This window comes from Streptococcus respiraculi (assembly GCF_003595525.1).
Lineage (GTDB): Bacteria > Bacillota > Bacilli > Lactobacillales > Streptococcaceae > Streptococcus > Streptococcus respiraculi.
Genome location: NZ_CP022681.1, coordinates 1 through 26,370, shown reverse-complemented (window position 1 = coordinate 26,370; position 26,370 = coordinate 1). Strand labels below are relative to the sequence as shown.

General features: G+C 40.1%; 37 protein-coding genes and 2 pseudogenes. 4 read left to right on the top strand and 35 right to left on the bottom strand.

Annotation, left to right across the window (positions count from 1 at the left end; genetic code table 11):
• Positions 1–219 precede the first annotated feature (219 nt).
• The 23 genes and pseudogenes from CHF41_RS10010 to CHF41_RS10125 form a co-directional block, all read right to left on the bottom strand.
• A complete protein-coding gene (locus tag CHF41_RS10010) occupies positions 220–408 on the bottom strand; it encodes a hypothetical protein (RefSeq protein WP_119875682.1) in 189 nt (62 codons plus the stop codon).
• Positions 408–590 carry a polymorphic toxin type 50 domain-containing protein gene (locus CHF41_RS10250; protein WP_240622984.1) on the bottom strand — a complete coding sequence of 61 codons (183 nt, stop codon included), beginning with the start codon at positions 588–590 and terminating at the stop codon, positions 408–410. Before CHF41_RS10250 ends, CHF41_RS10010 begins: the two co-directional genes overlap by 1 nt.
• A 154-nt stretch (positions 591–744) precedes the next feature.
• Complete coding sequence (locus CHF41_RS10130; protein ID WP_240622983.1) at positions 745–1,638, bottom strand: hypothetical protein; 894 nt, start codon at positions 1,636–1,638, stop codon at positions 745–747.
• Positions 1,639–2,893 (bottom strand): annotated as a pseudogene (locus tag CHF41_RS10000) (hypothetical protein).
• A 145-nt stretch (positions 2,894–3,038) separates the two neighbouring features.
• Positions 3,039–3,374: an HNH endonuclease gene (locus CHF41_RS09995; protein ID WP_119875681.1), complete on the bottom strand. Its 336-nt coding sequence runs from the start codon at positions 3,372–3,374 to the stop codon at positions 3,039–3,041.
• 196 nt (positions 3,375–3,570) lie between these two features.
• Positions 3,571–4,137 (bottom strand): site-specific integrase, encoded by a 567-nt coding sequence (locus CHF41_RS09990; protein ID WP_119875680.1) that lies wholly within the window; start codon positions 4,135–4,137, stop codon positions 3,571–3,573.
• A gap of 100 nt (positions 4,138–4,237) precedes the next feature.
• On the bottom strand, positions 4,238–4,675 hold the full coding sequence (locus tag CHF41_RS09985; RefSeq protein WP_119875679.1) for an ArpU family phage packaging/lysis transcriptional regulator: 438 nt from the start codon (positions 4,673–4,675) through the stop codon (positions 4,238–4,240).
• 73 nt (positions 4,676–4,748) lie between these two features.
• On the bottom strand, positions 4,749–5,018 hold the full coding sequence (locus CHF41_RS09980; RefSeq protein ID WP_119875678.1) for a helix-turn-helix transcriptional regulator: 270 nt from the start codon (positions 5,016–5,018) through the stop codon (positions 4,749–4,751).
• Positions 5,019–5,655: 637 nt separating this feature from the next.
• Positions 5,656–6,072: a DUF1642 domain-containing protein gene (locus CHF41_RS09970; protein WP_119877187.1), complete on the bottom strand. Its 417-nt coding sequence runs from the start codon at positions 6,070–6,072 to the stop codon at positions 5,656–5,658.
• Positions 6,065–6,301 carry a DUF3310 domain-containing protein gene (locus tag CHF41_RS09965; RefSeq protein WP_119875674.1) on the bottom strand — a complete coding sequence of 79 codons (237 nt, stop codon included), beginning with the start codon at positions 6,299–6,301 and terminating at the stop codon, positions 6,065–6,067. Before CHF41_RS09965 ends, CHF41_RS09970 begins: the two co-directional genes overlap by 8 nt.
• A complete protein-coding gene (locus tag CHF41_RS09960; protein ID WP_119875673.1) occupies positions 6,298–6,630 on the bottom strand; it encodes an FtsB/FtsL family cell division protein in 333 nt (110 codons plus the stop codon). Before CHF41_RS09960 ends, CHF41_RS09965 begins: the two co-directional genes overlap by 4 nt.
• Positions 6,631–6,639: 9 nt before the next feature.
• Positions 6,640–7,062 (bottom strand): single-stranded DNA-binding protein, encoded by a 423-nt coding sequence (gene ssb / locus CHF41_RS09955; protein WP_119875672.1) that lies wholly within the window; start codon positions 7,060–7,062, stop codon positions 6,640–6,642.
• 252 nt (positions 7,063–7,314) lie between these two features.
• A complete protein-coding gene (locus tag CHF41_RS09945; RefSeq protein ID WP_119875670.1) occupies positions 7,315–7,524 on the bottom strand; it encodes a hypothetical protein in 210 nt (69 codons plus the stop codon).
• Positions 7,525–8,397 carry a phage replisome organizer N-terminal domain-containing protein gene (locus tag CHF41_RS09940; RefSeq protein WP_119875669.1) on the bottom strand — a complete coding sequence of 291 codons (873 nt, stop codon included), beginning with the start codon at positions 8,395–8,397 and terminating at the stop codon, positions 7,525–7,527. It lies immediately after the preceding gene.
• 8 nt (positions 8,398–8,405) lie between these two features.
• On the bottom strand, positions 8,406–8,651 hold the full coding sequence (locus tag CHF41_RS09935; RefSeq protein ID WP_162911902.1) for a hypothetical protein: 246 nt from the start codon (positions 8,649–8,651) through the stop codon (positions 8,406–8,408).
• Entirely contained in the window at positions 8,638–8,868 is a 231-nt protein-coding gene (locus CHF41_RS09930) for a hypothetical protein (protein ID WP_119875667.1), read from the bottom strand. The genes CHF41_RS09935 and CHF41_RS09930 overlap by 14 nt, the downstream gene beginning before the upstream one ends.
• A gap of 25 nt (positions 8,869–8,893) precedes the next feature.
• The gene (locus tag CHF41_RS09925) at positions 8,894–9,682 is read right to left on the bottom strand and encodes a ParB N-terminal domain-containing protein (RefSeq protein WP_119875666.1); all 789 of its coding nucleotides are present in this window, start codon (positions 9,680–9,682) and stop codon (positions 8,894–8,896) included.
• A 1-nt stretch (position 9,683) separates the two neighbouring features.
• The gene (locus CHF41_RS09920) at positions 9,684–9,968 is read right to left on the bottom strand and encodes a DNA-binding protein (protein ID WP_119875665.1); all 285 of its coding nucleotides are present in this window, start codon (positions 9,966–9,968) and stop codon (positions 9,684–9,686) included.
• 74 nt (positions 9,969–10,042) lie between these two features.
• Positions 10,043–10,372: a hypothetical protein gene (locus CHF41_RS09915; protein ID WP_119875664.1), complete on the bottom strand. Its 330-nt coding sequence runs from the start codon at positions 10,370–10,372 to the stop codon at positions 10,043–10,045.
• Positions 10,369–10,503 (bottom strand): hypothetical protein, encoded by a 135-nt coding sequence (locus tag CHF41_RS10285; protein ID WP_276308854.1) that lies wholly within the window; start codon positions 10,501–10,503, stop codon positions 10,369–10,371. The genes CHF41_RS09915 and CHF41_RS10285 overlap by 4 nt, the downstream gene beginning before the upstream one ends.
• A 13-nt stretch (positions 10,504–10,516) precedes the next feature.
• Entirely contained in the window at positions 10,517–10,714 is a 198-nt protein-coding gene (locus CHF41_RS09910) for a hypothetical protein (RefSeq protein ID WP_119875663.1), read from the bottom strand.
• 34 nt (positions 10,715–10,748) lie between these two features.
• Positions 10,749–10,937, bottom strand: a complete 189-nt coding sequence (locus CHF41_RS09905) for a helix-turn-helix domain-containing protein (protein WP_119875662.1) — start codon at positions 10,935–10,937, stop codon at positions 10,749–10,751.
• Between the two features lie 19 nt (positions 10,938–10,956).
• Positions 10,957–11,097: a hypothetical protein gene (locus CHF41_RS10125; RefSeq protein WP_162911901.1), complete on the bottom strand. Its 141-nt coding sequence runs from the start codon at positions 11,095–11,097 to the stop codon at positions 10,957–10,959.
• Between the two features lie 37 nt (positions 11,098–11,134).
• Between CHF41_RS10125 and CHF41_RS10120 the strand changes: the two genes are divergently transcribed.
• Positions 11,135–11,848 carry a hypothetical protein gene (locus CHF41_RS10120; protein ID WP_162911900.1) on the top strand — a complete coding sequence of 238 codons (714 nt, stop codon included), beginning with the start codon at positions 11,135–11,137 and terminating at the stop codon, positions 11,846–11,848.
• Positions 11,849–11,960: 112 nt separating this feature from the next.
• On the opposite strand, the gene CHF41_RS09895 is transcribed toward CHF41_RS10120, so the two are convergent.
• The 3 genes from CHF41_RS09895 to CHF41_RS09885 all read right to left on the bottom strand — a co-directional run bounded on the left by CHF41_RS09895 (position 11,961) and on the right by CHF41_RS09885 (position 13,266).
• Positions 11,961–12,152, bottom strand: coding sequence for a helix-turn-helix domain-containing protein (locus CHF41_RS09895; protein WP_067087730.1), 192 nt, complete (start codon positions 12,150–12,152; stop codon positions 11,961–11,963).
• Positions 12,153–12,301: 149 nt separating this feature from the next.
• Positions 12,302–13,027: an NUMOD4 domain-containing protein gene (locus tag CHF41_RS09890; RefSeq protein WP_119875660.1), complete on the bottom strand. Its 726-nt coding sequence runs from the start codon at positions 13,025–13,027 to the stop codon at positions 12,302–12,304.
• Between the two features lie 32 nt (positions 13,028–13,059).
• A complete protein-coding gene (locus tag CHF41_RS09885; RefSeq protein WP_067087725.1) occupies positions 13,060–13,266 on the bottom strand; it encodes a helix-turn-helix domain-containing protein in 207 nt (68 codons plus the stop codon).
• A gap of 482 nt (positions 13,267–13,748) precedes the next feature.
• On the opposite strand from CHF41_RS09885, the gene CHF41_RS09875 reads away from it, so the two are divergent.
• The 3 genes from CHF41_RS09875 to CHF41_RS09865 all read left to right on the top strand — a co-directional run bounded on the left by CHF41_RS09875 (position 13,749) and on the right by CHF41_RS09865 (position 17,345).
• Positions 13,749–14,525, top strand: coding sequence for an XRE family transcriptional regulator (locus CHF41_RS09875; RefSeq protein ID WP_119875658.1), 777 nt, complete (start codon positions 13,749–13,751; stop codon positions 14,523–14,525).
• Positions 14,526–14,537: 12 nt separating this feature from the next.
• Complete coding sequence (locus CHF41_RS09870) at positions 14,538–15,974, top strand: ATP-binding protein (RefSeq protein ID WP_119875657.1); 1,437 nt, start codon at positions 14,538–14,540, stop codon at positions 15,972–15,974.
• Positions 15,975–16,262: 288 nt separating this feature from the next.
• Positions 16,263–17,345 carry a tyrosine-type recombinase/integrase gene (locus CHF41_RS09865; protein WP_119875656.1) on the top strand — a complete coding sequence of 361 codons (1,083 nt, stop codon included), beginning with the start codon at positions 16,263–16,265 and terminating at the stop codon, positions 17,343–17,345.
• Between the two features lie 227 nt (positions 17,346–17,572).
• On the opposite strand, the gene CHF41_RS09860 is transcribed toward CHF41_RS09865, so the two are convergent.
• The 9 genes and pseudogenes from CHF41_RS09860 to CHF41_RS10340 all read right to left on the bottom strand — a co-directional run.
• On the bottom strand, positions 17,573–18,931 hold the full coding sequence (locus CHF41_RS09860; protein WP_119875702.1) for a peptidoglycan amidohydrolase family protein: 1,359 nt from the start codon (positions 18,929–18,931) through the stop codon (positions 17,573–17,575).
• Positions 18,932–19,054: 123 nt separating this feature from the next.
• Positions 19,055–19,282, bottom strand: a complete 228-nt coding sequence (locus CHF41_RS09855) for a phage holin (RefSeq protein WP_119875701.1) — start codon at positions 19,280–19,282, stop codon at positions 19,055–19,057.
• A gap of 7 nt (positions 19,283–19,289) precedes the next feature.
• The gene (locus tag CHF41_RS09850) at positions 19,290–19,583 is read right to left on the bottom strand and encodes a DUF7365 family protein (protein WP_119875700.1); all 294 of its coding nucleotides are present in this window, start codon (positions 19,581–19,583) and stop codon (positions 19,290–19,292) included.
• Positions 19,584–19,616: 33 nt separating this feature from the next.
• Complete coding sequence (locus tag CHF41_RS10280; RefSeq protein WP_276308855.1) at positions 19,617–19,745, bottom strand: hypothetical protein; 129 nt, start codon at positions 19,743–19,745, stop codon at positions 19,617–19,619.
• 25 nt (positions 19,746–19,770) lie between these two features.
• A complete protein-coding gene (locus tag CHF41_RS09845; protein WP_119875699.1) occupies positions 19,771–20,256 on the bottom strand; it encodes a hypothetical protein in 486 nt (161 codons plus the stop codon).
• Positions 20,246–20,479: a hypothetical protein gene (locus tag CHF41_RS09840; protein ID WP_119875698.1), complete on the bottom strand. Its 234-nt coding sequence runs from the start codon at positions 20,477–20,479 to the stop codon at positions 20,246–20,248. Before CHF41_RS09840 ends, CHF41_RS09845 begins: the two co-directional genes overlap by 11 nt.
• A 15-nt stretch (positions 20,480–20,494) precedes the next feature.
• A complete protein-coding gene (locus tag CHF41_RS09835; protein ID WP_119875697.1) occupies positions 20,495–23,659 on the bottom strand; it encodes a phage tail spike protein in 3,165 nt (1,054 codons plus the stop codon).
• Positions 23,656–24,351 (bottom strand): phage tail protein, encoded by a 696-nt coding sequence (locus CHF41_RS09830; RefSeq protein ID WP_119875696.1) that lies wholly within the window; start codon positions 24,349–24,351, stop codon positions 23,656–23,658. Before CHF41_RS09830 ends, CHF41_RS09835 begins: the two co-directional genes overlap by 4 nt.
• Positions 24,352–26,368 (bottom strand): annotated as a pseudogene (locus tag CHF41_RS10340) (phage tail protein); the annotation flags it as partial.
• Between the last annotated feature and the right edge of the window lie 2 nt (positions 26,369–26,370).

The window sequence follows — 26,370 nt, the reverse complement described above, 5'->3', positions numbered from 1 at the left end:
AAGTGGTATCAACCACTTCTTTTTCATCCGTTTGTTCATGATCTTTCTCCTCTCATTACCTTACAGACAGCTTTTACAACTGCAATAATAACAACAGCTGAACTCCCAGTAGAAGTACAGCTAATATAATACCTAATAAAAAGGCAACGAATTGCCAAAGTGTGTATAACATTTTTCCTCCTTTGCGCACAAGAAAAGCACTAGATTATGCTAAGTGCCTTATACTAATTCGATTGATTTGATTTCAGATTCAAAAATCTTAACCCATTTAAAACCTGTCTTAACTGACAGACCATCTTGTTCTTCATCATATGTGTCTTTATCTTCAAAAATACAAATACCTTGAAAAATTTTATTATCTACATCAGTTATCTGGACTTGCTTATTGTTGTACTGTTTTAAATCCATCAGTCTCTCCTTTCATAGTAAGTTGGTATTAAGTGTACACCTGTTTTACTATATTTAATTGTCATTGCATTAACAGGTTTTCCAGTGAAAAAATCAATACCAACTAAGCCAGTTTCAATTAAATCAACTTTCTCATCAGAACTTTTAGTACCATTTCTTAATTCTCTAATACTACCTGTCATTTTTATATTTATCATACAAGGCATTAATATCTACACTATCAAAAAAAGTAACTTTTACCGTCCCCTGCCGTCGACTGAATATGGCGAGCCTGTTTTTTCAGGATTAATTTTGTCCAACCAAGTTCCATCATTGAAATTCTTTTGGATATAAACCTTATCTTTTTAAACGCTCATATCCCTCACCATCATTATACTTCAAATCTTGAAATTTTGCTACTGATATGGGAGCATTTTTAGCACCTAAAACCTCGACAATTTTCTTAAATTCTTTGATATCTTCCTTGCGGTTATTATCACGAATATCCCTATTTATTTGCTTACGCTGTTCCAAGACATCAGCGCTTTCTTTACTCCATTTTTTTGACCAAACATTTTTCCTTTTACCATCGCCTGTTTTGTAGTCAACAGTACACCGACAATTGCCATGCCTCCGATACACGTCTTTAGGTACATCTGGATAATTGTAGACCCCTGCCAAATTCCGGCACCAGTCGCAACAATGCCCCGTATGCCTGCGGATAATCTTAGGACTTAGCCCTACTTTCGCATGAAAATCCACATTTTCCTGAATAGCATCATCGACAATCCCCTGCGTAAACGTCACAATTGGATCACCCAAGAGCCATTTCACACTCTCGAAATCATCTGCGGTAGACAAACGATTGACCAAGCCGTCAATCTTATCTTGATTCAAAGACGGCACTTGCGCTTTTAAGCCCAAACCAGCCTTTTCATTTAACAATTGCTGAACATCTCTCGCATAACCGCTGACAAGCTCAAAATTCTGCCCCAGCGTCTCCTCTAACAAACGTTTCGCGATATTATAATACATTTTACCGTCTGGCAACTTATCGGCGCTTAGAGAAGCTCCCAGAGCCTCAGACAAAATTTCGCCAACCTCAATCGCCAAATCATTGACCGTCTTATAGGTCGCTTGCTTAGCCTTCAAAGCCTCAAAAGCAGCCGCCACCACTTCACTCTTGCCATAAGCCTTTTCAAAATCCGCCTGAATAGACGCTAGTAAGTTCGGTACAATATCCTCATTCATCTACCTTCTCCTTGGAACCACCGGCACAGCCGACTCATCCCCACGAATACCCGTCAAATCACGGATTGTCTCCCCAGTGATATAACCAGGCAAGGACTGATTGATTTTAATGACACCATCACCCAGCATAGTCAAGGTTGTCGCATCCGCTTCGAATAACGGCTCCCACTTCGGAACCAACTTCATGAACTGGCTACGTAAATAAGGGTATCCATCACGCAAACACGCCGCCACATAGGCCACATTTAACAACCCAGACCCGAGCGACCGTTGCGCCTTCCGACCAGCCAACCGCAAATTCTCATGACTTGCCTTGATAGCCTCGACCGATGACGGATTATCCGACACAAAGCCCAAATCATCCAAGGTCAAGCCCATTTCACCCGCAAAACCAGCCGCTGCCGTCCGCAATTGCTCCGTAAAAGGCGACATGCTAGAAGTCGTAAACTGACCAACCGTTGGCTTGTCCCCGTCCTCGTCCTTCGAAAACTGCAACAAACTAGAAACCGTCGCCTGCCATTTATCCAACTTCTCCATATCAGGATCCGTCCCCAAAACATACTTCTGCGGAAACGAATAAAACTCCGCCGTCACATCAGCCCGCTCCAACGTACGCTTCGCATACCTCTGATAGTACATCCCAGCCCTCGTAATCCGAGAACGACCAAACGGACGCACCGCATCAGGACGATGAATAATCGGCACCAGCAAAGGAACCCCAGTCTCATTCTTGACAGGAGTATGCTTCCCATTCTGAATATAAAGCGTCCAATCCGATGTAAAGTAGGCTTCTTGCAAAGGCCTACCATACTCATCACGCTGTAAGACTGCATATCCTTCCGTCAACAACCCCCGTAATCGGACTAAGAATACCCGTCGCATTGCTTGCCTCAATAACCTGTAACCGAGGCTCACCGTCTTCTCCCTTTGAGACATAGACAAAACTACAAGCCCCAATCAAAGCAGACAAAACCACACTATCAAAAAAGACATCCGGATTGTTCTGCCGAAAGATGTCATTCACCTCAAAATCATCATTGGCAAACTCACGAAAGACCAGCCTGTCTGCCAAGCTATCCACACCCTTCGCACACCAACCAAGAACAGCCTGATACTGCCTACGAATCTCCGCTGGAATCGTAATCCCTATCGGAGACTCCTGATGTTGCATCGCATACTGCTTATACCTCAAATCCACCCGTTGCTTCACCGAAGACAGCTTAGATCTAAGATAACTAATCCCTTTTAGTTCCAATTTCCATTTTCCTTTCATTTGGCACGAGAAAAAATGCATAGTGACGGCGTGAAGCTCGCGAGCCTCTAAGGGGAGGGTGGTATCCCCCCCTTTCTGACAAGACTGCAAGATTTTCATTTTTTCATCTCTATACATTTTCATTGCATTATCCTTTGTATAAAGTCCAATCGCAACTCTGTGGAAGATTGCGATTTCCAATCACTTTTGTATCACTTGCTCGCTCATCAGCATACAACTTATCAGACTTCTGTCTATTACATTGCCAATGCGCAAGCTGTAAGTTATCTATGTCTGATGGATGACCATTCTTGATGACTGGAATGATGTGGTCAATTACTGGACTGAGTGGATGAGGATACCTCAAACTCTTATCAACTGGATTACCACAGATACCACAAGTATTACGAGTTTTTAAAATAACCTTCTTGTTCTTTTCAAAGGCCACCCGGTGTTTTCCTTTGCGGTCTGCTCTTGCTTGCATAGGGGCTCCTTTCGTTTTTTAAGGTAGAGGTATTTTTTTAAGTATAGGGAAGGTATTTTTTAAGGTGCTATATTTAACATATCTTATATTCTGTTAAATAAAATTCACAGTTCGTCTCTCTTACTCTCTCTAAGTATCTTCCGTGTTTTTCTATTTTCTTATTTACAAATTCTCATTGTGTTAAATAGATAGCCTTTTAATAGCTAAAATTAAGCATCGCTTCATCCAATTCATCTTGCTTATAGCCAATATAAATTAATGTAATGTCTGGTGATGAATGATTAAACAACTCCATCAATAAAACTACATTGCCAGTCTGATTGTAGAAATGATAGCCAAAAGTCTTTCTCATCGAGTGAGTGCCGATATTCGTTAGACCGATATGGTTTGCAGCCTTCTTGAATATCTGGTAAGCAGCCACTCGACCAATGTGAGCAATCCGAACTCCATTTGCTCGCTGTTTCTTTTTGCTGGGAAAGAGATAGTCGTATCCTTTCAAATCATTCTGCTTTATATAATGATTGAGTGCCTTTCTTAATTCATCATTGATTGCAAACTTCTTGACTTTGCCTGTCTTTTTTTCGACTATCTCAATACGATCGCCAGTTACTTGCTTTACTTGCAGAGGTACAATATCGCTAATCCGAAGTCCTGAATAAAGACCGCACATGATCAGCACGTAATCCCGTTCACTACGAGAACGTAGATAGTCTTTCAAACGCTCAATATCATCTGTGTCTCTAATCGGCTCAACTCGCTTCATGATTGCACCTCCTTTATATACAGTAAAAGACAAGAGAAAGTCTCTTGCCTTTTCATTCATGATACTATTTTATCATTAAAAACGGTTAGAAACTCCGCTATTATTCCGCTATTATTCCGCTCAGAGCAACCAAGCAACCACTTCTGTAAAGTTCCGCAAAAGCTAGTAAAGCATTAGACACAATCTCATGATAACGAGTTTTCTCATATCCTAATTCATTCTCTAATTCCGCATTAGATTTTGGATAGTTGGTCAAATACAAATCATAAAGTATTTTACGCTGATACGGATCAAGCAGATGACCCACTGCATACTCGATAGCTTCAAGCTCTGCTAGTGCATCTACCTTACTTATTACCAATCTCTCAACTGGTCTGCTCGGACTTCCATGCGACTGTCTCGGCTCAAAGGAGTAAGTCGCTGTGACTTTCTGACCGTCAATATCGCCTGCAATTCTGCGCCAACGTGGATATTCTTTCAGTTTTCTCTTAGCATTTCTGATTGTCTGTTTTTCGTTAATCTCTGGAAAAAAAGTCACTCTCGCTCTCTCCTTTGTGATATAATATTAGTATGGTTATTATTCACAAGGAGTCAGCGCAGGCTGGCTTTTTTTATTTTTGCTGATAGCTATACCACGGGAACTTCAGCACCAGCTTCCCACGTTCAGACAAGACTCTATTTTTCGGTTTCAACCTCGCCCGTTCCAATTGAATTGCCTGATTGTAGAGTAGTTCAATTTGAGGAATATAGCTATTTCTGACAACTCGCCCAAGCTTCCAAGCAGAAATAGTAGTCTGTTTTACACCAATTTTATCTGCGAGTTGCTGTTGCGTCCAGTAGTTGACTTTTAGAATGTACTCGATTTTCTCAGCTGTTGTCATCTTCACCCTCCTGGATACCGTACATACTTATTCATTTCTTGCAATTGCTGCGTAAGTACTTCATTGCGTTGGTACAGACTATCAATCTGGTCTTGTAACTTAGCGACGCTATGCGCTAAAAAAAGCTACACTGATCATTAGGCCTATGAAACAGCCTAATACATAGCCTTTTACTAGACCTTCTCTGAATTTGTTAGTCATTCGTCTTCCTCCTCATCCATCCAACAAGAACACCCGCAACACGTACAGCACCCGCAGGGATACAAATCTACAAGCCAATCATCTTCATCACAAGTGCAATCTTCTAGCCTCTCATAACAAAAATCACATCTGTCGTCTAAATATCTCATGAGTTGTCCTTTCCTAAGATATAAGTAATATAACTAACTGCAAGAATTTGAATAATAGAATCCTCCGGACTTGGTACAGTATGACTATAAAAAGAGTTCTCTAACTCGGTCCAAACGAACGATAAAATAAGCCAATGGAACGCAAATGTGAGAATATAGGAGAATTTGCCGTTGAATAATATTTTCATCACTCCACCTCCACTACTTCCACACCAGCGCAATCGAACACCCATCCAAATCCAGCTTGCTCTAATTCTTGTTTAGTGAAAGACTCATCGCATTTTTCATCAACAAAGAAGATTTTTTGCCCTAATTTTTTTAAACGTCAATGGCTGACTTCCGTTATTCGCAATCTTAACCTTGTATTTCTTCTCCTGCTCAACCTCATAGCCAAATTGGTGCATGTTAATAAGTGTATGAACAGGATTTTCTGATGTTTGCGTCCAGTAAAAGAAATTATCTTCTTTAACTTTTTCCTCGTAAATGGAAATTTGGTAAAGATAAAGATTATATTCTAAATCCCCCTTGTTCCTCTCATACCAATCCGCCACAAAACGCGGGATTTTGACTTTCGGGCAGTCGTCGATTTGATTAATGATGTCGATTGCGTCATCTAATTCTACTGCGTCTGTTATTTTAAAATGTCGGTCTTCATATTCCCAACTTATTCCTTCAAGTTTCTCAATCGCTTCTTGTTTATTCATCTACTTTCTCCAATTCTTTAATCAACCAATCTAAATGCTGACGTGCCTTTTTCAAATCCTCAATCCCATTTTTCATCTGAAACCGTAATAAATACTTGATGACATTACCCCAGCAATAGGCTGCTTTCCCAGCTAAATCACCGATGAAATTATCGACAACACTCATGGCTTCAAGCCCGTATTTCCCGTGGTAGTGTTGGGGTTTTGTTATATTATCAAATTGTTTCATCCCATTCTCCACTTCCTTCTCTGCTTCCGTCTGTCCAGTTTTAACCGATCAGACCCTTGATGTACATCAATGATCAGTTGCGTCAGGTAAAGATTACTACGCTTCAAGCGTTCAATCGTCTCCTCATCCTTTTTCATGTCAAGGTAACAACGACGTCTCTCATCTTCAAGAAAATCATTTTTCTCTTGTAACTTCTTGTTTTCATCCTCCAAATAACGAATATACCCCAATGTTTTTTCTAAAGCCCTCACACCACTGACATCAATCGTCGCATCCGTAAGATCTGATGAACTTGTAATTTTTATCCCTGTGAAAATTCCTTTTGACATCTCTACCTCCTAAAACGGAAAATCATCTTCTGACACATCTACTGGACTAGCTGGTCCAAAGTGTGGTGCATGTTGTTCCATCGAAGCCTGATTTGCTGCCTTATTTTCTTTCGACTTGCTTTCTAGCAACTGGAAACTATCCGCAATCACTTCTGTCACATAGACACGTCGTCCCTGCTGATTTTCATAGTTCCGTGTCTGAATCCGACCAGCAATACCAATTAAAGCACCCTTCTTAGTCCAATTGGCCAAATTCTCAGCCTGTTGTCGCCACATCACGCAATTGACAAAATCCGCCTCTCGCTCACCATTCTGATTCTTGAAATTACGATTCACCGCAAGCGTAAATGTCGCTACCGCTTGATTGGACTGAGTGTAGCTCAACTCCGCATCTCTCGTCATCCGACCCACTAATACAACATTGTTAATCATCTTCCCTGTCCTTTCTCACACTGTCTTTACCGACTAAATAGCCAAGTATAATCCAAATCAAAGCCATTCCGACTTCTTTTGCAAATTCAATTAACGTGTCCATTCATATACCTACTTTCTTTTATTTCTCGAGCCATTCTCTCCAGCTCATCTTTAAATTCCTGATCAGATAAAGACATCAACCTGACCTTCTCCGACATTTTCAAATGACAATCATTAGCCCATGACCATGACTGCATGGCAAACAATCTATCAAGTCCGTTCAAGACCTTCCTCCTCTATCGGGTAAAAATTGCCGTAAGCAATCAAAGCTCTTGATACTAAAATCGCTACGGACCTAGAAGCGAACTTCATGGCTTTTCGAGGTTCTTCGCAATAAGACAAATCAATACCAGTACACTTAAACTCTGCATTACGCAGATAAGGCTTATCCTGCTTCAGGCCATGTTTTAAAATAAACACCTAGGTATCTCCTTTCTCCATCTTCGCTAATTCATCAAATAGCGCCCTCATCTTCGCCTGCCCCTCCACGGTCTGCTCTGTCTTGATTGGATTGTTGCTCCATTCTGGCACATTCGTTTTTGGACTTTTAGTGGACGGGCTTATGGTTTGATTTAGATACTTGTCAAAGTTACTCTCACGGAAAAGCGTGGAGGGTTGCAAATATTTCTCCCACTCCGTCCCCTTCCAGTCAGCAACCTTATTATCAATGACTTTTTTGAAATCATCTAAAGTATAGCCTTCCTTCCAACGAGCCTGTATCAGTTTTTTGGTATTGTTGCTGTTGGCACGATAGTTTTTATTGACAGCAGAATTAAGATAAGCAATGATGTCCTGAAAAGGACATTTATTATTTATATCTTCTTCTTTATCTTTCTCTTTATCTTTATCTAGTGCGTTACCATGCGTTACTGTAACGTTACATGTAACGTTACCATTTGCCAGCATTTTTTGGCGTTCTCTATGCAGTGCCACCCTCTTACGAGTGCTTTCTCTAACCTTATCCATCCCATCAATATTTTGATGTTTCTCCCAATTTGGAATGGTAATCGCATTATTGATAATCTCAATCATTCCAAACTGCTCAAACGTAGACAAAGCCAATTTTACCGTGTTAAACGGACGCCTGAAAATGGTTGCAAGCATTTCATCTGTATAGTGTACCCTGTCATTCATTAACAGCACTCCGCTGTAATTCTGCTTCCCAGCTAGCGTAAGCAATTTGAACCAAATGACAAGAATAGTATCCGCTTCTGGCAATGATTCTATCAGCAGAATTTTTTCATCATCAAAAATATCCGTCACAATTTTAATCCACTTGATTTCACTAGCCATACACCCTCCTATCCAACATCAATCCCTTGCCAGCTTCTGAGTGATTGACGCACTCTTTCTCGCTCCTCTGTTTGATAAGCAGTAAGAACAGCCAAAGCGTACTCTTCTTTCTCACGCTGTATACGCAAATACTCCTGATACTTTTTACGAGCCTTTTCTTCACGTATCATATCTTTAAGGGCTTCAAACATATACAGCACAAGAATCAGCGATACGACACAAATTCCACCTAACAACTCACTAAGCATACTCATCTGCCTTTCTTATCTCCTCAAATACCTGAAGTGTCTTTCTCAAACGGTGATTCTCATGCATCACTTCGTTGTACAATTCTTGATACAAGATAGCTTCCTCGTGCTTTTCCTGCGCAATCTGCTTCCACCGCTTAACATCCGTCAAAACGATGTCTGTTTGCTCTTCTTCAAGCTTGTCAAATCCAAAATAGTTTTTTAGTTTTTCGATAACTTTCATCTTATGCTCCTGTTTTTATTCCTAGTTAATCTTGTTTTGGTAGACTAGGTATCACTAATGTTCCTTTACGATTTATAAAATATTGGATAACAGACGGATGGTCATCACTCCATCGACCGTTGTAGATTTTCAAAAATGTTAATAAAAGATTTTTCTTTGAATATCCCTCGATGTTTTCATTTGTTAAATCTGATTTTTTTAATTGAAGTAGCATTCTTGTTTCATCAAAAACAGATGTCGTATAAAGCGTCCATAATATTGACTGAAGAAACGGTTTATTCGGCAATTTCGTTTCAGAAAGCAATTGTTCATAGAATCTACAAAAATTCTTCAACTGTTTCTCATTTGAAAATACATAGTTGCCTTCTTTCAATTTTTGGATAATTTTTGCAGCGGTTCCGTCTCGGCGACCTGCGCCAGCCGTAATAATCACCTTATCACTAAGTAAATCGTTTGTTTCTAAGAATTTTGCAAGTTTGATAAATTCAGGGTCTCCCTCCAATGAATATGATTCTACATAATCACGCAACGACCAATTTACTGCGGACGTGTTCATTGATATAACCGTTCTAAAATCAGCAGTTGGATCAACGATGTAGCGGACTGGCTTTCGATGTTTTTTGAGATAGTATAATCTATGTTGCCCATCAATTACCTGTAGTTTGCTATTTACTAAAATTGGTTGGCGTTGCCCTTCCGAAAGGAGTTCTTCTTCTAATTTACTGTTTTCTGTAATCTTTCGATTGCTAATTTTGCTAAAAATACTATGATTATCTGTCGTAAAAATTTCATTTGATTTGCTATATGTTTTCATCTTATACTCCTGTATTCATCCAATTCTTGCGATACCATTCAATAACAGCGTCTCTGGGGAACTTCTCTCGTTTCCCTTTAATTTTCGGAAAGTCAGCACGAGAATTGAAACGCATATCAAAAGTGGTGGTATCTTCTGTTCCCAATAGCATTTTGGAACATTTTGCCTTTGTCAACTCAAGCGGATACTGGTCTTTTTCATCCCCGATACGTTTCATGACCCGCAAATACCGTTCCATCAATCCAGCTTCAAACTGATCTAATAGTTGATTCATAAGTTCATTCATGGTATTATGTCCTTACAAGTTATTTGTTTAGAGCCTGATTGCCGTCAGGCTTTTTTACTTTTTTACCCATATTGCTACCCCCAATAATCAGCTAAATCCACTGACATAACCGCAGCGAGATTCTTCTGCTCTGTCAAAATTTGACGCCGATAAGGAGCCAGACCGTCCTGCCTTTCCTGTTCTGTTTTAGGCAGATAATACCCGTTGGGCTTCGTTTTCTTCGCAACAATCGGATGACCAAAGTTAACACGCAAACTCTCCACAACTTCTTCTAACGTTCTCTTTGGAATATTCAGTCTCTGCCTAATTTCAATTGCCTGTACCGGCAGGTCATAAGTAGCGCTATTACGAATGGTATTCAAAACCTTTATCTCAAGTGCAGTCATTTCCCGTGTTATCGTCATACTTCTCCTTTTCGAATTTTGCCAAGCGCTACTGCTGTCTCCCAAACATCTAGCCCCTCTAAACTATCGATCACCAGTTGACTGAGCTGATGATTTTTCTTTTGCCAATTTTCAATCAATCGCTGACTCATTTTTCTTCCCCCTCTAACTATCAGTAGCAACCGTTATAGTTTCAACCACTTCCACTTGCCTTTGTATAACCTCCAAATTTTTGGTAGCACAATACCGAAACAGCATACTTGCCGACTCGCTGATTTTCAAATCATATTTGTTCGCAAAATCAGCAACAAATTCATACGCATCAGCCTCAAGCCTGATGACCTTTTCTGCAATATTTTTCATCTCTTACTCTCTTTCCAATGTAAATAGTAGCTTTTTATTTTCTAAATTCATCCAAACTGACATCTAGTGCGTCAGCGATTTTCTCCATGTTGTCATAATAAATGCGTTTACTCCGTCCTGCTTTCAAATCAATCAATACATTCTGATTGATACCAGCTTTCTTACTAACGGCATACATCGTCATACCTTTTTTATCCATAATTCGCTTGATTCTTTGCCACATAACAGCTCCTCCTTGACACCTATACAATAATTTTAGGCGCTTTCAACTCTATGCCGTTAATATTCGCGGTAACTGTAGTATTACCTACACAGGTAATAACGTCCTGAACTTGTTTTTTAGCAGGTTCTTTTTTGCTACACGGATATTTCTTAGGTCTCATCTCCTCCCCTCCTTTTCTGTGATATAATAAAAATAAAATGATTGGAGAAATTGATATGACTGAAAAAACTTGTTTCGTTGTTACTGCTATTGGAACGCCAGGAACTCCCACACACGCCCACGCAGATAAAGTTTTAACCTACCTAATAAGACCAGTCTGTGAAGAACTTGGATATAAGGTAATTCGTGTAGACCAAGAAAGCTTCACTGGTAACATCAACGAAAGTATTATCAATCATCTAAAGACAGATGAGCTAGTTATTGCAGATATGACCGAACACAATCCCAACGCCTTTTACGAGCTAGGGTATAGAGAAGCTCTAGGACTTCCGCTGATTCCAATCATTAAATACAATGAGAAACTTCCCTTTGATGTAGCTAGCAATAGAACTATACTCTATGATACCGATGTAGCCGAGATTGAAAACTCCAAAAGAGCGCTAAAAGAAATGGTTAAAAGTATCGGCGATTTCAATATGGAGAACATCAAGAAATCAAAAGATAAGCCAGAATCGAATTTAACTACTATTGAAAAGAAAATAGATGAAATCCTCCATAAACTCAACAGAGGTATAGCTCCAACGAGTTCTCCTGTTATTTCAAAAAATCTACCAGAATTAGACCACTCAATAGCTAGTTCAATTACCTCTGCTTCAAACCCTCTAAACACCCCCGAACGTAGGCAAGTTGCAACAAGTCTTTCTCAACTTGTTCGGAAAGTCTCTGATAATTCGACTCCAAAAAAGAAATAGTTTTATCTAATTCTACGAGTATTGGCTCATCTGTTTTCTCCGCTATATACGTCACAGTCCTTAGTGTTTCATTAAGGGCTGTTCTTTCTAGTTCATTCATCCTCTCTCCTTCCTACCCCACCAGCTCATTCACCGTACAGCCCAATTCACGAGCCACCGCCTTTGCCTGTGGGAGTGTTAACGTCCGCAAATCATTCTCTACACGAGATAAGAATGCGTAATCTAATAGCGTCTTCTCCGCTAGCTCTCGCAAGGACATTTCCTTGTCCTCTCGAAGCCTACGCATGCGCTCACCATAAGTCATATCTGCCCTCCTCTCCATTAGTTATAGTTTGTTGTGTTTGTCAACAACAAACTTTGATAAATGTAGTTTATCAAAGTTTGTTGTGTTTGTCAACAACAAACTTTGATAAATGTAGTTTATCAAGCAAATTTTTTGAAATTGGTTTTAGGTTATGTGTAAACCTCGTTTAAATCCCATGCCCTATCAATAGTCATGTTCAATAAACTAGCAACCTTTTTTAGTTCTTTATATGGTACTTTTTGCTTTTGTAACCAGATCATGTAATTAGTGCGTGTAGTTTCCAATGCTTTAGCAAATACATCTTTTTTCAACTGTTTAGCCGTTCGATAATCTTCTAAATAATCCACCAAGCCAACAAGCTCTTCGAAATCAGGAATAATATCAGGGGTGCCTAAATAATAAAGCGTATTAAATTTACTCTTGTTATTGATAGCAGAAATAATTGTGGTCGTTGATACACCAAAATAGTTTCCTGCTTCAACCGCTGATGAAAATACCCGAACTAATCTCCCATATAGCGTATATAGATAGATAACTTTATGTTTTTTCGGAACTCTCAAACGCTCAATGCTATGCTGCACGTTCTCTTGTGACGTTACCCATTCCAAGTTTTCCACGTTGTTGTTCAACTTGTTTTCGTCTATATGATTGACTATTTCTTTGCCATTCACCGCTGGGATAAACGTTTCTGCAACAAGCCTATGAACCAAAAACTCCTTGCAACCTTCTTTTTTGTACAAACTGATACGAACATAACCCGAATTATTTACCCTAGGGGTTAGTATCCTTCCAGTTTTGCTATTTTTAACCCTGCCATCACTAGAAACTTCATACAGACCTTCATAGCCCCTTACGGATTTCCATTTTTCTTCCATGACGCTCCTTTGTGTTATTTTTGTCAACAAACCTATGAAACTAAAATGGCCTCAAGGACCACTTTAGAGTCAACTCCCAAAATATCAGCAAGAGCCAGCATTTCATTACCGTCAAATCTCTCTTTCGGTTTCTTCTGTTTGCGATAGAAGCCTGTGCGAGTAAGACCCATTCGTTCAGCAATTACCTGACGCTTAATTCCGCTATTATCCAAGAGCTTTTCGAACTCTGTTTTTTTCATTAACCACCCCCCTTTCTACACTAGCCAAGTGATGATAATAACAATGACGGTTAAGACAATCAAAGACCAAAAGATGAATTTATAAGTTTTATCTTGCATTGTCGATACCTCTTATAGTATAATGAAAACACGCATATAGTAGTTGGGGCTTTCGCCCCGCCCACTATTTGAAGATTTTTTCGATTAAGTTTAGTAACGTTATGATTAAGTTGATGAGTGCGATTATCAAGTTTATCAGTTGTTCGTTGCTAAGCTTTTTCTTTTTTCTTTTGCGACTTTTCATTAAGTAATCCTTTCTGTTAGTTTCCTTGTCTAAGATTGCCTTTCTCAACCTTACAAATACATTATACACCTTTGTTTCCTTTTTGTCAACAGATTTGTGTTAAAAAAGTCAACTTTTTTGATAATGCTTTATTATCGTTTTTGTTGACAAAAAGAAAACACGATTATATAATAAGGTTAGAAAATAAAGGAGAGCGCTTATGAATACTAAAATAGCTTTTCCTGCAATGGTCAAGGAATACAGGCTGGCCAATAATTTAACAATGGAACAGCTGGCAGAAAAAATCGGAAAAACAAAATCAACTATTTCAAAATGGGAAAGTGGAACACGTTCTCCCAAAATATACGAAATAGAAGAAATTGCAATATTCTTCGGGGTTCATCCTGAAGTTATGATGTTCGGCGAATCCTCCACCACCTCACCAGACGCAAAAAATGGCACCGTACAGGCGATAAATGACAAGGTGGTACAATTACACCCCGAACGCCAAGAAAACGTGCTAGGCTACGCTACGGAGCAATTAGAGGAGCAAATAAAAGGAAACGCCGAAATCGGAGAAGAAATAGCCGAATATAAGACGGAGAAAGTTATCCCACTTCCTCAAAACGAAGAATTCGAATCCCTCGTTGTTCACGGTTTAGAATCAGCAGGAGAAGGCATTTGGCAGGAAAATGATGTCGATATTGAAATCAGGATTCCAATAAGCCAAATCCCTGACAAGTTTGACGACCTTGCAATGGTTATCGGTGATTCTATGCGACCTAAACTTCATAATGGCGATATTCTCTTTGTCACATTCACAAAACAAATTGAAATCGGACAAATTGGCGTATTTCGGACAAGCAAAGGAAACTTTGTAAAGAAATTACAGCCAGACAGACTAGAAAGCCTGAACCCCAACTATGATGACATCTACTTTAATGAATATGAATTCGCAGAAGCAATCGGGGTTGTTGAGCATATTTACAGAAAATAAAGGAGGCTAATTATGGAGAAAATCTACGATATTGAGTATCTAACATCCGCCCCAGAAGGACAACATTTCGACAGAAAAAGTGCTGCTCAAAAAGCTCAAAATATACTAGAAGATATAGTAGCATTCGCTAATGCAGAAGGCGGTGTCCTTGCAATAGGTATTGAAGATGACGGACGTATTACAGGTTTTAAACATGCAAAAGCTGGGGACATTGAAAGTTTTAAAAATATTGCTTATCAATTAGTGAACACTCCTGTAAAGTTTAATTATAAAGAAATCAATGTTACAAATATAAAAAACGAGGAAGATAAAGTATTAGTGCTCAATATCCAACTATCCATTGATAGGGTAGTTACTACTCCTAATGATACTGCATATTTACGACAGGGAGATAAATCAGTTAAACTAAAGCATGAACAGCGAGTCCAATTAGAATATGACAGAGGGCAAAGATATTTCGAAGACGAGATCGCTGAAGGAGCAGAACTTTCTGATCTTGACGATGAATTAGTTCAAAGTTTCAAGGAAAAAATAGGCCTTCCTGATATTGGTACTTTACAAGTTCTAAAAGGAAGAGGCTTAATAAAAAATGGTAAGATAACTAATGCTGGAATTTTATTGTTCGGAAGTAACCCCACTGAATTTTTACCACAAGCGAGATTAAGAGTGATTAAATACAATGATAATTCCGCTGGCGTTGGGAAAGAATTCAATGTCATAAAAGAGCAGACCTTCTTCGGACCTATCCCTGAAATCATTATAAAGAGCAGAGAATTTATCAAAAATCAACTAAGAGATTTTCAATACTTGGATGACAATGGACAATTTACAACAATGCCTGAATATCCCGAGTTTGCCTGGTTTGAAGGAATTGTCAATGCTGTTACACATAGGAACTATTCTATTAGGGGGCAACATATCACTGTAGTACTATTCGATGACCGATTAGAAATAAAAAGTCCAGGAATGCTCCCTAATATTGTCACACTAGAAAATATCTTGGAAGAGCGTTTTTCGCGCAATCCTAAAATAGCTCGAGTTCTTTCCGAGTTTGGATGGGTAAAAGAAATGAATGAAGGTGTGAAAAGGATTTATAACGAAATGGCAGACTTCTTCCTTAAACAACCTACTTACAGCGAACCCAATAATGCTAATGTTTTACTGTTACTAGAAAATAATATTCTCAATAGGCAGGTTAGAGTCAATGATACATTGAAACAACGACTATCTCCTGAAGTTTTCAACAATCTGACTATAGATGAAAAGAAAATAATTAGATTAGCATATAGAAGCGCTCAAATAACTACCCCTGACGTTATGACAGAAATCCAGAAAAGTCGCCCTTATTCCCTAAAGTTACTCAAAGAATTGACAAAAAAAGGTATATTGGAGTGGTACGGGAGTGGCCCCAGAGATACTACTCAATACTATGTTTTGAAAGATAAATAATTTATTGTAGTTTATTGTAGTTTATTGTAGTTTATTGTAGTTTATTGTAGTTTATTGTAGTTTATTGTAGTTTATTGTAGTTTATTGTAGTTTATTGTAGTTTATTGTAGTTTATTGTAGTTTATTGTAGTTTATTGTAGTTTATTGTAGTTTATTCTGATTTAACCAAAAAGCCCCACACTCAAACTTTGGACGACGAGAGCGTAAGGCAATTTCGTATAGTAAAAACCTGCTTTGCAGTAGGTCTCTTTACTATACCCATTTTATCACAAAAGGAGGTAAAGGCAAATGGCTTTCTATAAGAAACTCTCATCGGGATGGCAATATCGTATTTCTTATAAAGACGCTAACGGTAAATACCGTGAGAAATCAAAAAAAGGATTCAAAACGAAAGCGCTAGCGCAAGCCGCCGCAATGGAAGTAGAATTATTTCTCAAGAAAAATACATTTGTCAATAAAGAACAGACCCTTCTAGAATACTACAGAAAATGGGCAGAAATCTACAAAAAACCACACATTGCAGAAAGAACGTGGAAAAAATATCAGCAAACCGAAAAACATATCGAACATTACTTCGGCAACACCCTACTCAAAGATATTACACCTACACACTATCAAAGCATTGCTAATAAATTTACCCAAAAATATTCACAGGAAACGGCCGACAACTTCCACTATCATATTCAGTCAGCTGTTAAGATTGCAGTGCGTGAAAAGATTATTGATACAAATTTTTGTGAAGGAGCCATCGTCAAATCAACTATCAATAAAAAGGCAGTCGAAAATAAATACTTAGAGGAACATGAGTATATCAAACTGATTCAAATATGCAAAGACAATATTCAATACAGCACCTATTTCACGATTTACCTGGCGGCGATTACTGGTCTGCGATTTGGGGAACTACTCGGTCTACGGTCAGACGATATTGACAAAGAAAACCAAATGCTACATCTCAAGCAAGCTTTTGATTACACAGATACCATGGATTTTATCCCCTTAAAATCAAAAAGCTCTGAGCGCTCCGTCCCAATTGACAATCATACTCTGAGCATGATTGAAAACTATCAAGAAAATCATGCTTTAGATAAGCAAAATCGCTTAATCTCGAAAATCAGCAACAGCGCAGTCAATAAGACTATCAAGAAAATTGTCGGAAGACCCGTCACTATCCATTCTCTCAGGCACACATACGCTAGCTTTTTAATCGCTCAAGGAGTAGACCTCATTTCTATCTCTCAAATACTCGGACATGAAAATCTCAATATCACACTTAAAATTTACGCCCATCAACTAGACAAACTAAAAGAAAAAAACAACGATAAAATTCGCAATATCTTTGATAACTTCGGACGAATTTCGGACGAATAGCCCTTAAAACCTGTTATATAAAGGATATATAATCCGTCTACCGCCTTTTTATACCTGTTTTATCAGGATTTAACCAAGTTAAAAGCCCATAAAATCGGGCTTTTTTGATTTTTAATTTGGATAAATACGGATAAATATAGAAATTATTTCGGACGAATTTCGGACGAATTTATTTTTTACACAACAAAAAAGTCCCGCCCAGATTCCTCTGAGCGGGGTTGCTTGTTTTATATCGGCTTCTTATTAAGCGTATATTTCACACCATTGATAGATACTTCGATACCGTCAAGCGCAACGTCTATTTTGTCGGGCTGTAAATTGCTTGGCGTGTCGGGAATTAGGTCATACTTAGTCAAACTACCATTTTCAGCTTCAATTGCTTTCAAGCGACTAGAAGCACCTACCAGGTAATTTTCATACCCTGTAGCCGCATAGTCATAGACTGCACCCCCAACTTTGAACATGCCTTTGACTGCTTCGCTAAATGTCTTTGCACTGCTAACTTTGTAAGAGCCACCAGCTCGCAACAAATAGAACCAGTCCGTCAAAAAGTCGTCTACTGTCGCATAGTGCATATAGTAGCCACCCTCATTTGACGGTCTGGCCAGACCTCGGGTGACTGTGACACCGCTTGGACGAGTAATGCGCTCATCGTTTGATGTCATGGTCATACCGCCCCAATTGTTGTCTGTTCGACCAACCGCAGAGGTGCCCCATAAGCCCTCAAAATGAAGAATGGTTAGGGCGTAGCTTGGTAGGATATTGTGCTTTTTGCAGTTTTCCAAAATCTTGTCCAGTACTGCTTTTTTCAAGATAGCACCATTAAAGGACAAATCGCCAGCTTCTTTTGTCGGTTTCGAAACGGGTGACGATGTAGAGCCTTGTAAAATTTCCGTCACTCGTTTTTGAACTGCGTCATAATCAGAACCTAGCAATTTTTTTCGCTCCTCGCCGTTTCCATACTTACCTGCAATTACTTCTTGCGCCATCTGGTCAATCGTCTTTTTAACTGTCGTAGCTTTGCCATTGATGACTGCCATAACAGCCTCGTATTGATTACCAAGCGCTTTTTTGCGCTCCTCGCCATTTCCATACTTACCTGCAAGGGTTTCCTGAACAAGGGTGTCAAGGCTTTTTCCAGCGGTTGTGCTGATTTGATTTGTCAAACGATAAACATAACAATACATATAGCAACTAGCGGCTGCTACTGTGTCATAATGATCAACACTAATACCTCTTCTGCCCCAATTACAATGAATGATGTTATCCGAGTCAATGAAAATGCCAGTATGCCCACCTGCACCGCTAGACTGACCACGGCGTCCCCAAATAAAGACATCTCCACGCTTTGCACCCCAGTCTTGATTTTCTGCAATGAGTGTATAACCATTCTTAATGAGCCAGTCATGCTCATACTCAGTATTAACTGCCCAACCAGCCGAAATAGCGCCAGCTGACATCAAAGCATAATAAACAGAACTTGAGCAATCGTAGCTGTTCGGACCATCACGATAGTCCATGGAGTAACTTACTTTACCTTTTCTAGCCTCGAACCAGGCAATTGCCGTCTCAGTATTTACTGTCATCTATTTCCCTCCTTATAAAATAATTCTATAAACGGGCTAAGCACGAAAGCGATATAACCCATAGGTAATAACATCATCATTAACAATAAGCGTTTTATCGCTCTCATGCTATGTCTCCTTTACTTATTTTGGTTCTTCATAGTTCATAGCCCGCTCGCTGTCAGATAGACCTGCTGTTGTAGGGTCTTCTACAATCCCCACAATCGCAAGAACTGTCAAGACAGTATTTAAAACTTCTTTCCAGTTTTCAGGGAACACATTCAAGCCTATCTGTTGCGCCAGTAGCGCCACGGCTGATAATAAAGCAACCCAAAAACGTGGATTGCGTAAGCGTACTTTCCAGTTAATCATGTGTATGTTACTCCTTTCGTGTTAAACTCTTGACATCATGCTTGACTTCTTCGAGCGTTGTAGATAAGTGCTTGACCTGTTCCACAATCGCATACATAGCGCGATATTGCTCATCGTGTCCGTCAAGACGTGTCGCATTATGCGCAGCTTTTGATTCGGCTTGCTCCACTTTCATTTCAAGGACAGTCATACGATGTTCCGCTTCCTTGATTTTGCCTTTATTTGTAATGTACATACTAATACAAGGAATAGCTGTTCCAACAAGCCAAAGCAAAAACTCTGCTTTGATACTTTCTGGCATAGTGTCTCCTTCCCTTAAAGAGTAGCCTTGCGACTACTCTTTATCTAATCCAGTTTCAGCCAACTTCACCAACTCCTGCACCCGCTTACGAAAGCGTTTTGGCACTTGTTCGATTGTAATCCAGCCTTCTAAAATTTCCATCGCGTAAAAATTAACCATCATAATTGTCCCTCTTTCTGTTATCGTTTTAATTGTTTTCAATAGTTGTTTCATGTTCATCATCTGAAACTACCTCTGTTTCTGCGGTATCTTCCGATTCTTCATCGTCATCAGACATCTCTTCTTCACTGTCTTTGTCCTCAAAAAGCATACCTAACGCTTCATTAAGGGTCAAGGACACCGTACGAACCATCGCCTTGACCTGCTCCGTTGCCTGTCTGATTTCCTCAGTCGAAGCCTTCGCCTCATCCGCTGCTTCCTGAGAAGCCTTGGCAGCCTTTGTCGCTTCATTGACCTTGTCATTTAAGAGCTGGTCTGAGAAGGCTTTAACATACCGAAGCGTGAACCAATCAAGCGCTAGCTTAATCAAATCTGCGTCTGAATCGTTTGTGTGGTCACCATCCAGAGTTGCATTGAATAAAACGGTCTCTCTGTCATCACTTTCTTTTATCCCGACAAGTGTTTTGCCTGTCGTTGGATTGTAAGAAGCCGATGAATAAACCCTAAGCGCCATGTGCTACCTCCTCTTCTAGTTTCTTAGTCTGCTCATCAAAGAGCTCTTTCAAGTCCTTGTCCGAGTCTAAAACTTTTTGGACAAATGCCAAATCCTGCACAACCTGCGCCTTTTCTTCTGTTACCTGCGCTAGACGTGCACGATACTCCGCAGATTCCAACGTCTTATTCTTAACTTGATCAGACAAGTCCGCAATCATGTGTGTATATAAGTACTCGTTCATGTGTTTCTCCTTCGCTTACGTGAATTGAGTTGGATTAGTTTCTTCTTTATAAGTTAAGCTGTAGATATTTCCAATTCCTCCCCATCCGTGTTGTTCAAACTTATTGCTAATAAGTTGTAAAATTCTCCCCAAATTCCACCAGCCGTTGACTGCCGTAGGATAGAAATAAAATCCGCTATTGTGTTTATCTTGGAAATTAGTAGAGTGAGCCATGATAATCCTATCTGCGATGATGTCGACACGGTCCCATTGTGTGTTTCTATCATCACGAATGACTCTGACACCCGCAAAATCACCTGTCCATCCACCTTCCCCTTGTGTATTTCGCATAGCTTCGACAGACTGATGAGAGGTATTGCCTAAGGCCGTCAGAACACCTCCGCCTCGACTATCCTTAAACATGAGGGCTCCAATGGTATTATGCCCCTTTGGATGTTTTTTCTCTCTGTAAAAGATATTGCCGGTTGATTCAAACTTAAGTGTTGCTTTTTCTTTAAATGAAATTCCAGCGTTATCAAGGTCAATCCTCATCGCACCGTTTCGTGCTTGCAAGACTCCGCTCTTAATTCGTGACGCACTCAAGTCAATCGCTTGAATCGCTGTAATAAACGCTGATTTAGCAGTCAAATTTCGAATCAGTGCATCATTTGTTGTAAGTTTATTGATTAGTGCGGTATCTACCTTCAGCTTATCACCCGTGATTGCCTCTGAAGCAATCATGTTTGACGTGATAGAGTTTGCGGTCAGGATACCTGCTCGCACGCTATTTGCGTTTAGTTTATCAGCTGTGATAGACCCGTCAACGATTAGCTCTGCACCAATTTTCGGCATAATGGATAGGTTACACACCTCCCACACATCAGAAGATGAGACGTTCATATAAAATCTGATACCAGACACGCTTTTACCGCTAGTTGTAGTAAATTTGGAAGTTAAGCTAAAAGGCGCCTTGGTCGTGTTCATAAGACTAGATGTATAGCCCGTTCCCACCCTGCTTCCATCGCCATAAAATACCACGCAGTAAAATTGCAGACTACCACTTCCTGATACACGCATAGCCTCTCCTGTAATCGAAAACTCTCTCTCATTAATCGCCAAAGGAATGTCCATCACATAACCACTTTGGGTCACACGCCTGCAAACATTCTTGTATTCATCGCTTACAAGATTGTATTGTTTTGAGGTAATAACTATCTTATCTGTCACCGCCCGAATTGCTTCTGGTTGAACTGTCAAAAGACTTGCGACTGCGTTTCCGTCTAGGACCTTTCCAGTACCTATTTGAACACGTCCATCTTCAATCAGAACCTCAGATTTTTTCAGAACACCATCTAAATCCAACGAAGAAACGCTAGCAGATATACTATCTATGCGTTGTTCAACCGACGCAAGACTGACCTCGTTGTCTTCTGGTGCAGGTTTTGGAGTAGTAGCGACAGTTCCATCTTCTAGTTGAGGGACTGCAAAGTACAATTCGTCGCCATTTGAAAACTTGTCTTCACTTTCATCATATAACGCAACACCTGTCCAACTGCTATTACTTGGATGTAACGTTACAACAAAACTCTTACTGAATCGTTGCCACTCCGTTGTAATATCTTTTTCGCCAAAAAGACCACCTGTCTCGTGCCCAAAGTTTGTTAATTTGCGATTTCGGTTCGCCTTAACATAGACACTAAACGTCACTTCACGACCTAACCATTCGCTCGTTGTCAAATTGATAAGACCCAAAGAAATGCCCGAATTCTTTTCTGCGCCGTGATAAGTTGCCTTTACCGCATATCCACCAGGAATACGACTATCCGTAATGCGTTCAAAGCGCCAATCCCCATGATTCTTCAAGATTCTGTCAAAACCCGCTTTGAAGCTATAATCACGTATGTAGTTACGACTTCCGACACGGATATTTTGAAGCTTCTGACGTGTTTCCTCTATGCTTTCTAATAACGATTGCCTCTCAATTATTGCTTCATTACGTTGGTCAGTGAGCGCTATGTCGAAATCATCGGCTAGCTGAGCATAGCCTTGTTCAGCCTTGGCTTTGGCTTGTTCGATACTGTCTTCAATTGCTTCTTTCTCTTTGTCAAATTTCGCATCGAAAGCACGATTGGCATTTTCGATTTCTTTCGCTAAACGGACATCGAAGTCCGAAAGCAAGGCTGAGGTAGATTCTGACACAGCGTCGTTGACCATTCCACTAAGTGTACTTCCTATGGATTGGAACACTTTACCAAATCCGATTGATTTCAATTTTTTGGACATGGGCGAGAAATGATATTTAGAAATCTTTATCCGAATATCAGTATCAAATTGCTCATGATATACGCTGACCGTATCAAACAGCTTGACGGGGACATCCGACTTACCTTTCACCTCAAGTTCTAAACTATCCTCTACAAGGTCACACAAATTACTAGCAAAGTAGCGCCTGCCGTATTCTTTCAAACTTGCAACATCTTTTACCGATTCGTCGTTGACCTCCATGGTTGCTTCGTAAATCTGACTATATTTATTTATCAGTGGGCTATCTACAGTAACTCGAATGACCTGCTCCTTCTTGCTTTCTTGAGAAGTGAGTTTCTTTCGAAAATGAATCCTTGTCCGTAAGCTCTTGACTGACTTACTCTCATGGTACTTGCTTAGATTTTTCTTATACATGAAAAGGGACTCGTTTTCAGTCCCTCCATTTTGCAATAATTGCACATCATACTTATCACGGACAAGGTCACCACCCCATTGACCAAGGATAGAGTGCTTATCTTTAGCGAGTACATCCATCACAGACTTATCAGCCACATTCAGCGTATGACGTCCCATAATGTCAGAAGAAAATGAAAACGGATGGCTACGAACGATAGAGCCAGCAAGAGCATTCATCACCATCTGACCTACAACTCTATCTACGTTTATGCTTGACATAGTGTAATAATTTAATAGCGTAAATACTTGATTTGCATAAATCTGCACATAGCCATTTTCTTTGACCACATCAAAGATAAAAAACTCCTGCTCTCCATGCAAATCATCCGCCAAAAGAAAGGTCTCTGTTGTTAACAAAGACCACTTCTCATCCGTCACTGGAAACTTAAAAGAAAGCTGGTAGGTGCTGTTTGCTTCTTGGACAATATCATCGTCCCAAGCAAGATTCAAAGGGATATTCCCCTCTTTTAGATAAATCAAACCCTATACCTCCAATTTCCCTTTATGGTTATTTTCGACACACTGCCACTTGTCGTCACCCCAGAGCGACCAGTTGCGATTTCAAAGAACGGACCACGTTTTCGGATGGTATTTTGGATTTGTCCATCCTTATTTAAAATCTTCTGCTCCCGATGACGGCAATCAATTGTCGCCTTTCCGTTTAAGATCAAGCGCATGGTTTGTTGGCCAATGGTCAAACTAACATCGCCTTGTCCTTCTATGATAATGATTGGCTCCGCATATACTGTCCCCTTGTTGACAACAGAGCCACTGCTTGCTAACACCACATCCTCTACATTCTTCATATAGCGGAAAGGATACATATCAAGCGTAATGTCAACCGTCCAATGGTGCATTCCATACGGTTTATATTTGCTTGATTTAAAATCAGCATAAAACAAACTGCCTAACTGGTACCAAAATTCTACTTCATTCTTTTCGCTACGAAAGACCTCGACTAATCGTTGTACATCCTCCAACGTTTTAACGAGAAAAGTCAATGTTCTTTCATAGTTATCATAAGCGCCATCCCAGATAGTGACCTTCCCATTTGCGCCATATATCGTTGTAGATTCAGCCACACGAGGCGCTGCGCTTTCAACCTCTCCAGCATCAATTAACTGACAATAAGGAATGTCAGAAGTATTGAAACCATTGATAATCATATACATCTACATTCCCTCCCTTGCCATAATTTGTCCATGAGTACGATAAGTACTCTGACCAATCTTTTCACCATCCAAGTACACAGACAAATCCTTGTCCAAAATCCCTTGCAGTAACGTCTCCACACTCGCTAGACGGTCTAAAAGACCTGATTGAGTAGAAACACCCATAGAATTTTTTAACAGGTTGTCATTAGTTAAACTTTGACGAACATCACTAGTCAGACTAGCTTCTAGCCCATCGTCTCCAAAAGAATCCACCAAAGCTCCAGCCATTCCGCTGACAGTAGATTGAACCTCTCTAAAGTTAGCAACTAACCCCTGATTCAGTCCACCCATAATCGCTTTACCAGCAGGAATCAGCAACCGCTTATCGTAGGAAATCGGCCCCTTATGTTCAGCAATCCAGCCTGCAATACCGCCGACAAAGTCTGTCACAGCTCCCCAAGCAGATTTCAAACCACCTAAAAAGCCATTCATAATCGCTGCACCAGCACCAGAAATATCAATATTTGCAAGTCCTTTGATTGTTGAGATGATATTATTGACAATCCCCGTCACACTCCCACCAACGCTAGACACAATGCCACCGAAACTGCTGAAGGCAGCCTTAACGGTTGAAATTGCACCTTCAATAATTCCTTTTGCAACATTGACGACATCTTGTATCGCCATCCATGCAAGCGAGAAGATGTTTTTCAAAACACCTACAGCGTTTCCAGCGCCACTAAAAGCCAACTTGATATACTCGATGGCCGTGCTGATAAGATTTCCAGCGGTCTGAACAGCTGATTGAATGTTAGACCATGCATTCTTGAGAATATTACCCATTCCTTCTCCGATAGAACCTAAATTAGTAAACAATCCAATGGCAACGCCGACCCACTGAGCAATCATGCTGAAGACTGGCTCAAATTGCTTCAAACCATCAACTAGAAATGCTATAACTGGCGTTAAAAAGTCAATCGCAATCTTTAATCCGTCAAACAGACCTGAAATCCCTATCATAATCCCTTGAAATACCCCTCCAAGGAAAGACCCTAGAATTTCAAAAGCTGGCATCAAGGCATCAGCCAGTATAGAAATCAATGGTTGCGCCGCATTCCACAAACCAACAAAGGATTGAACCACACTATCAATCGCAGGACCAGCAATCGACATAAACCGACTAAAGCCCGCTTCTAAGGCGGGGATAATAGCAGATATCAAATCTTGAATCCCACTAAAATCTAACTGAGTAAAGCCATTTGCAATGGTTTCAATAACTGGTGCCACAGAACTAGCAATCGTTTGAAACAGACCAGGTAATTGCCCAAAAGCAGTTTGAAAACCTTGAATGACAGGTTGAATGGTCGTCATGACTTTTGAGCCAAAACCAGCCATTCCACTGTCAAAACCAATCCCCAATTGCTCTAGCATTTGCTGACCACCAGACAATAAAATAGGCCCCGCAGTTTTCAAAAACAACCGCAAAAGCCTGTGGTAAACCCTTTAAAATATTTCCCACCATCGGAAAGAAATTACTAAAAAGAAAGGTAGAAGTCGTTTGAGCCAGTGCCACTAATGACGGCTCAATATCCGCACCCAAAGAGAGATTGCCTAGAACATTTTGAGCAGCAGACTTCATGGATTCAAATGAGCCACTAAAAGTTGTTGAGGCTTCTTTTGCGGTTGTTCCAGTAATATCTAATTTCCCTTGAATGGCATGGATTGCAGAATACACATCTGAGAGATTGTTGATGTCATACTTAACACCGGTCAGCTTTTCCGCATCAGCCAGCAACCGTTCCATTTCAGACTTTGTCCCGCCATAACCAAGCTTCAAATTATCCAGCATCGTGTAATTCTGCTTGGCAAATCCCTGATAAGCGTTTTGGATGAGCCCCATATCAGTCCCCATTTTGTTGGCGTTATCAGACATATCGACCATAGCCATGTGGGCCACTTCTGCAGATTTTGCCGTATCTCCGCCCAGTGATTGCAACAGGCTAGCGCTAAAACCCGTAACGCTTTCCATGTAGGCAT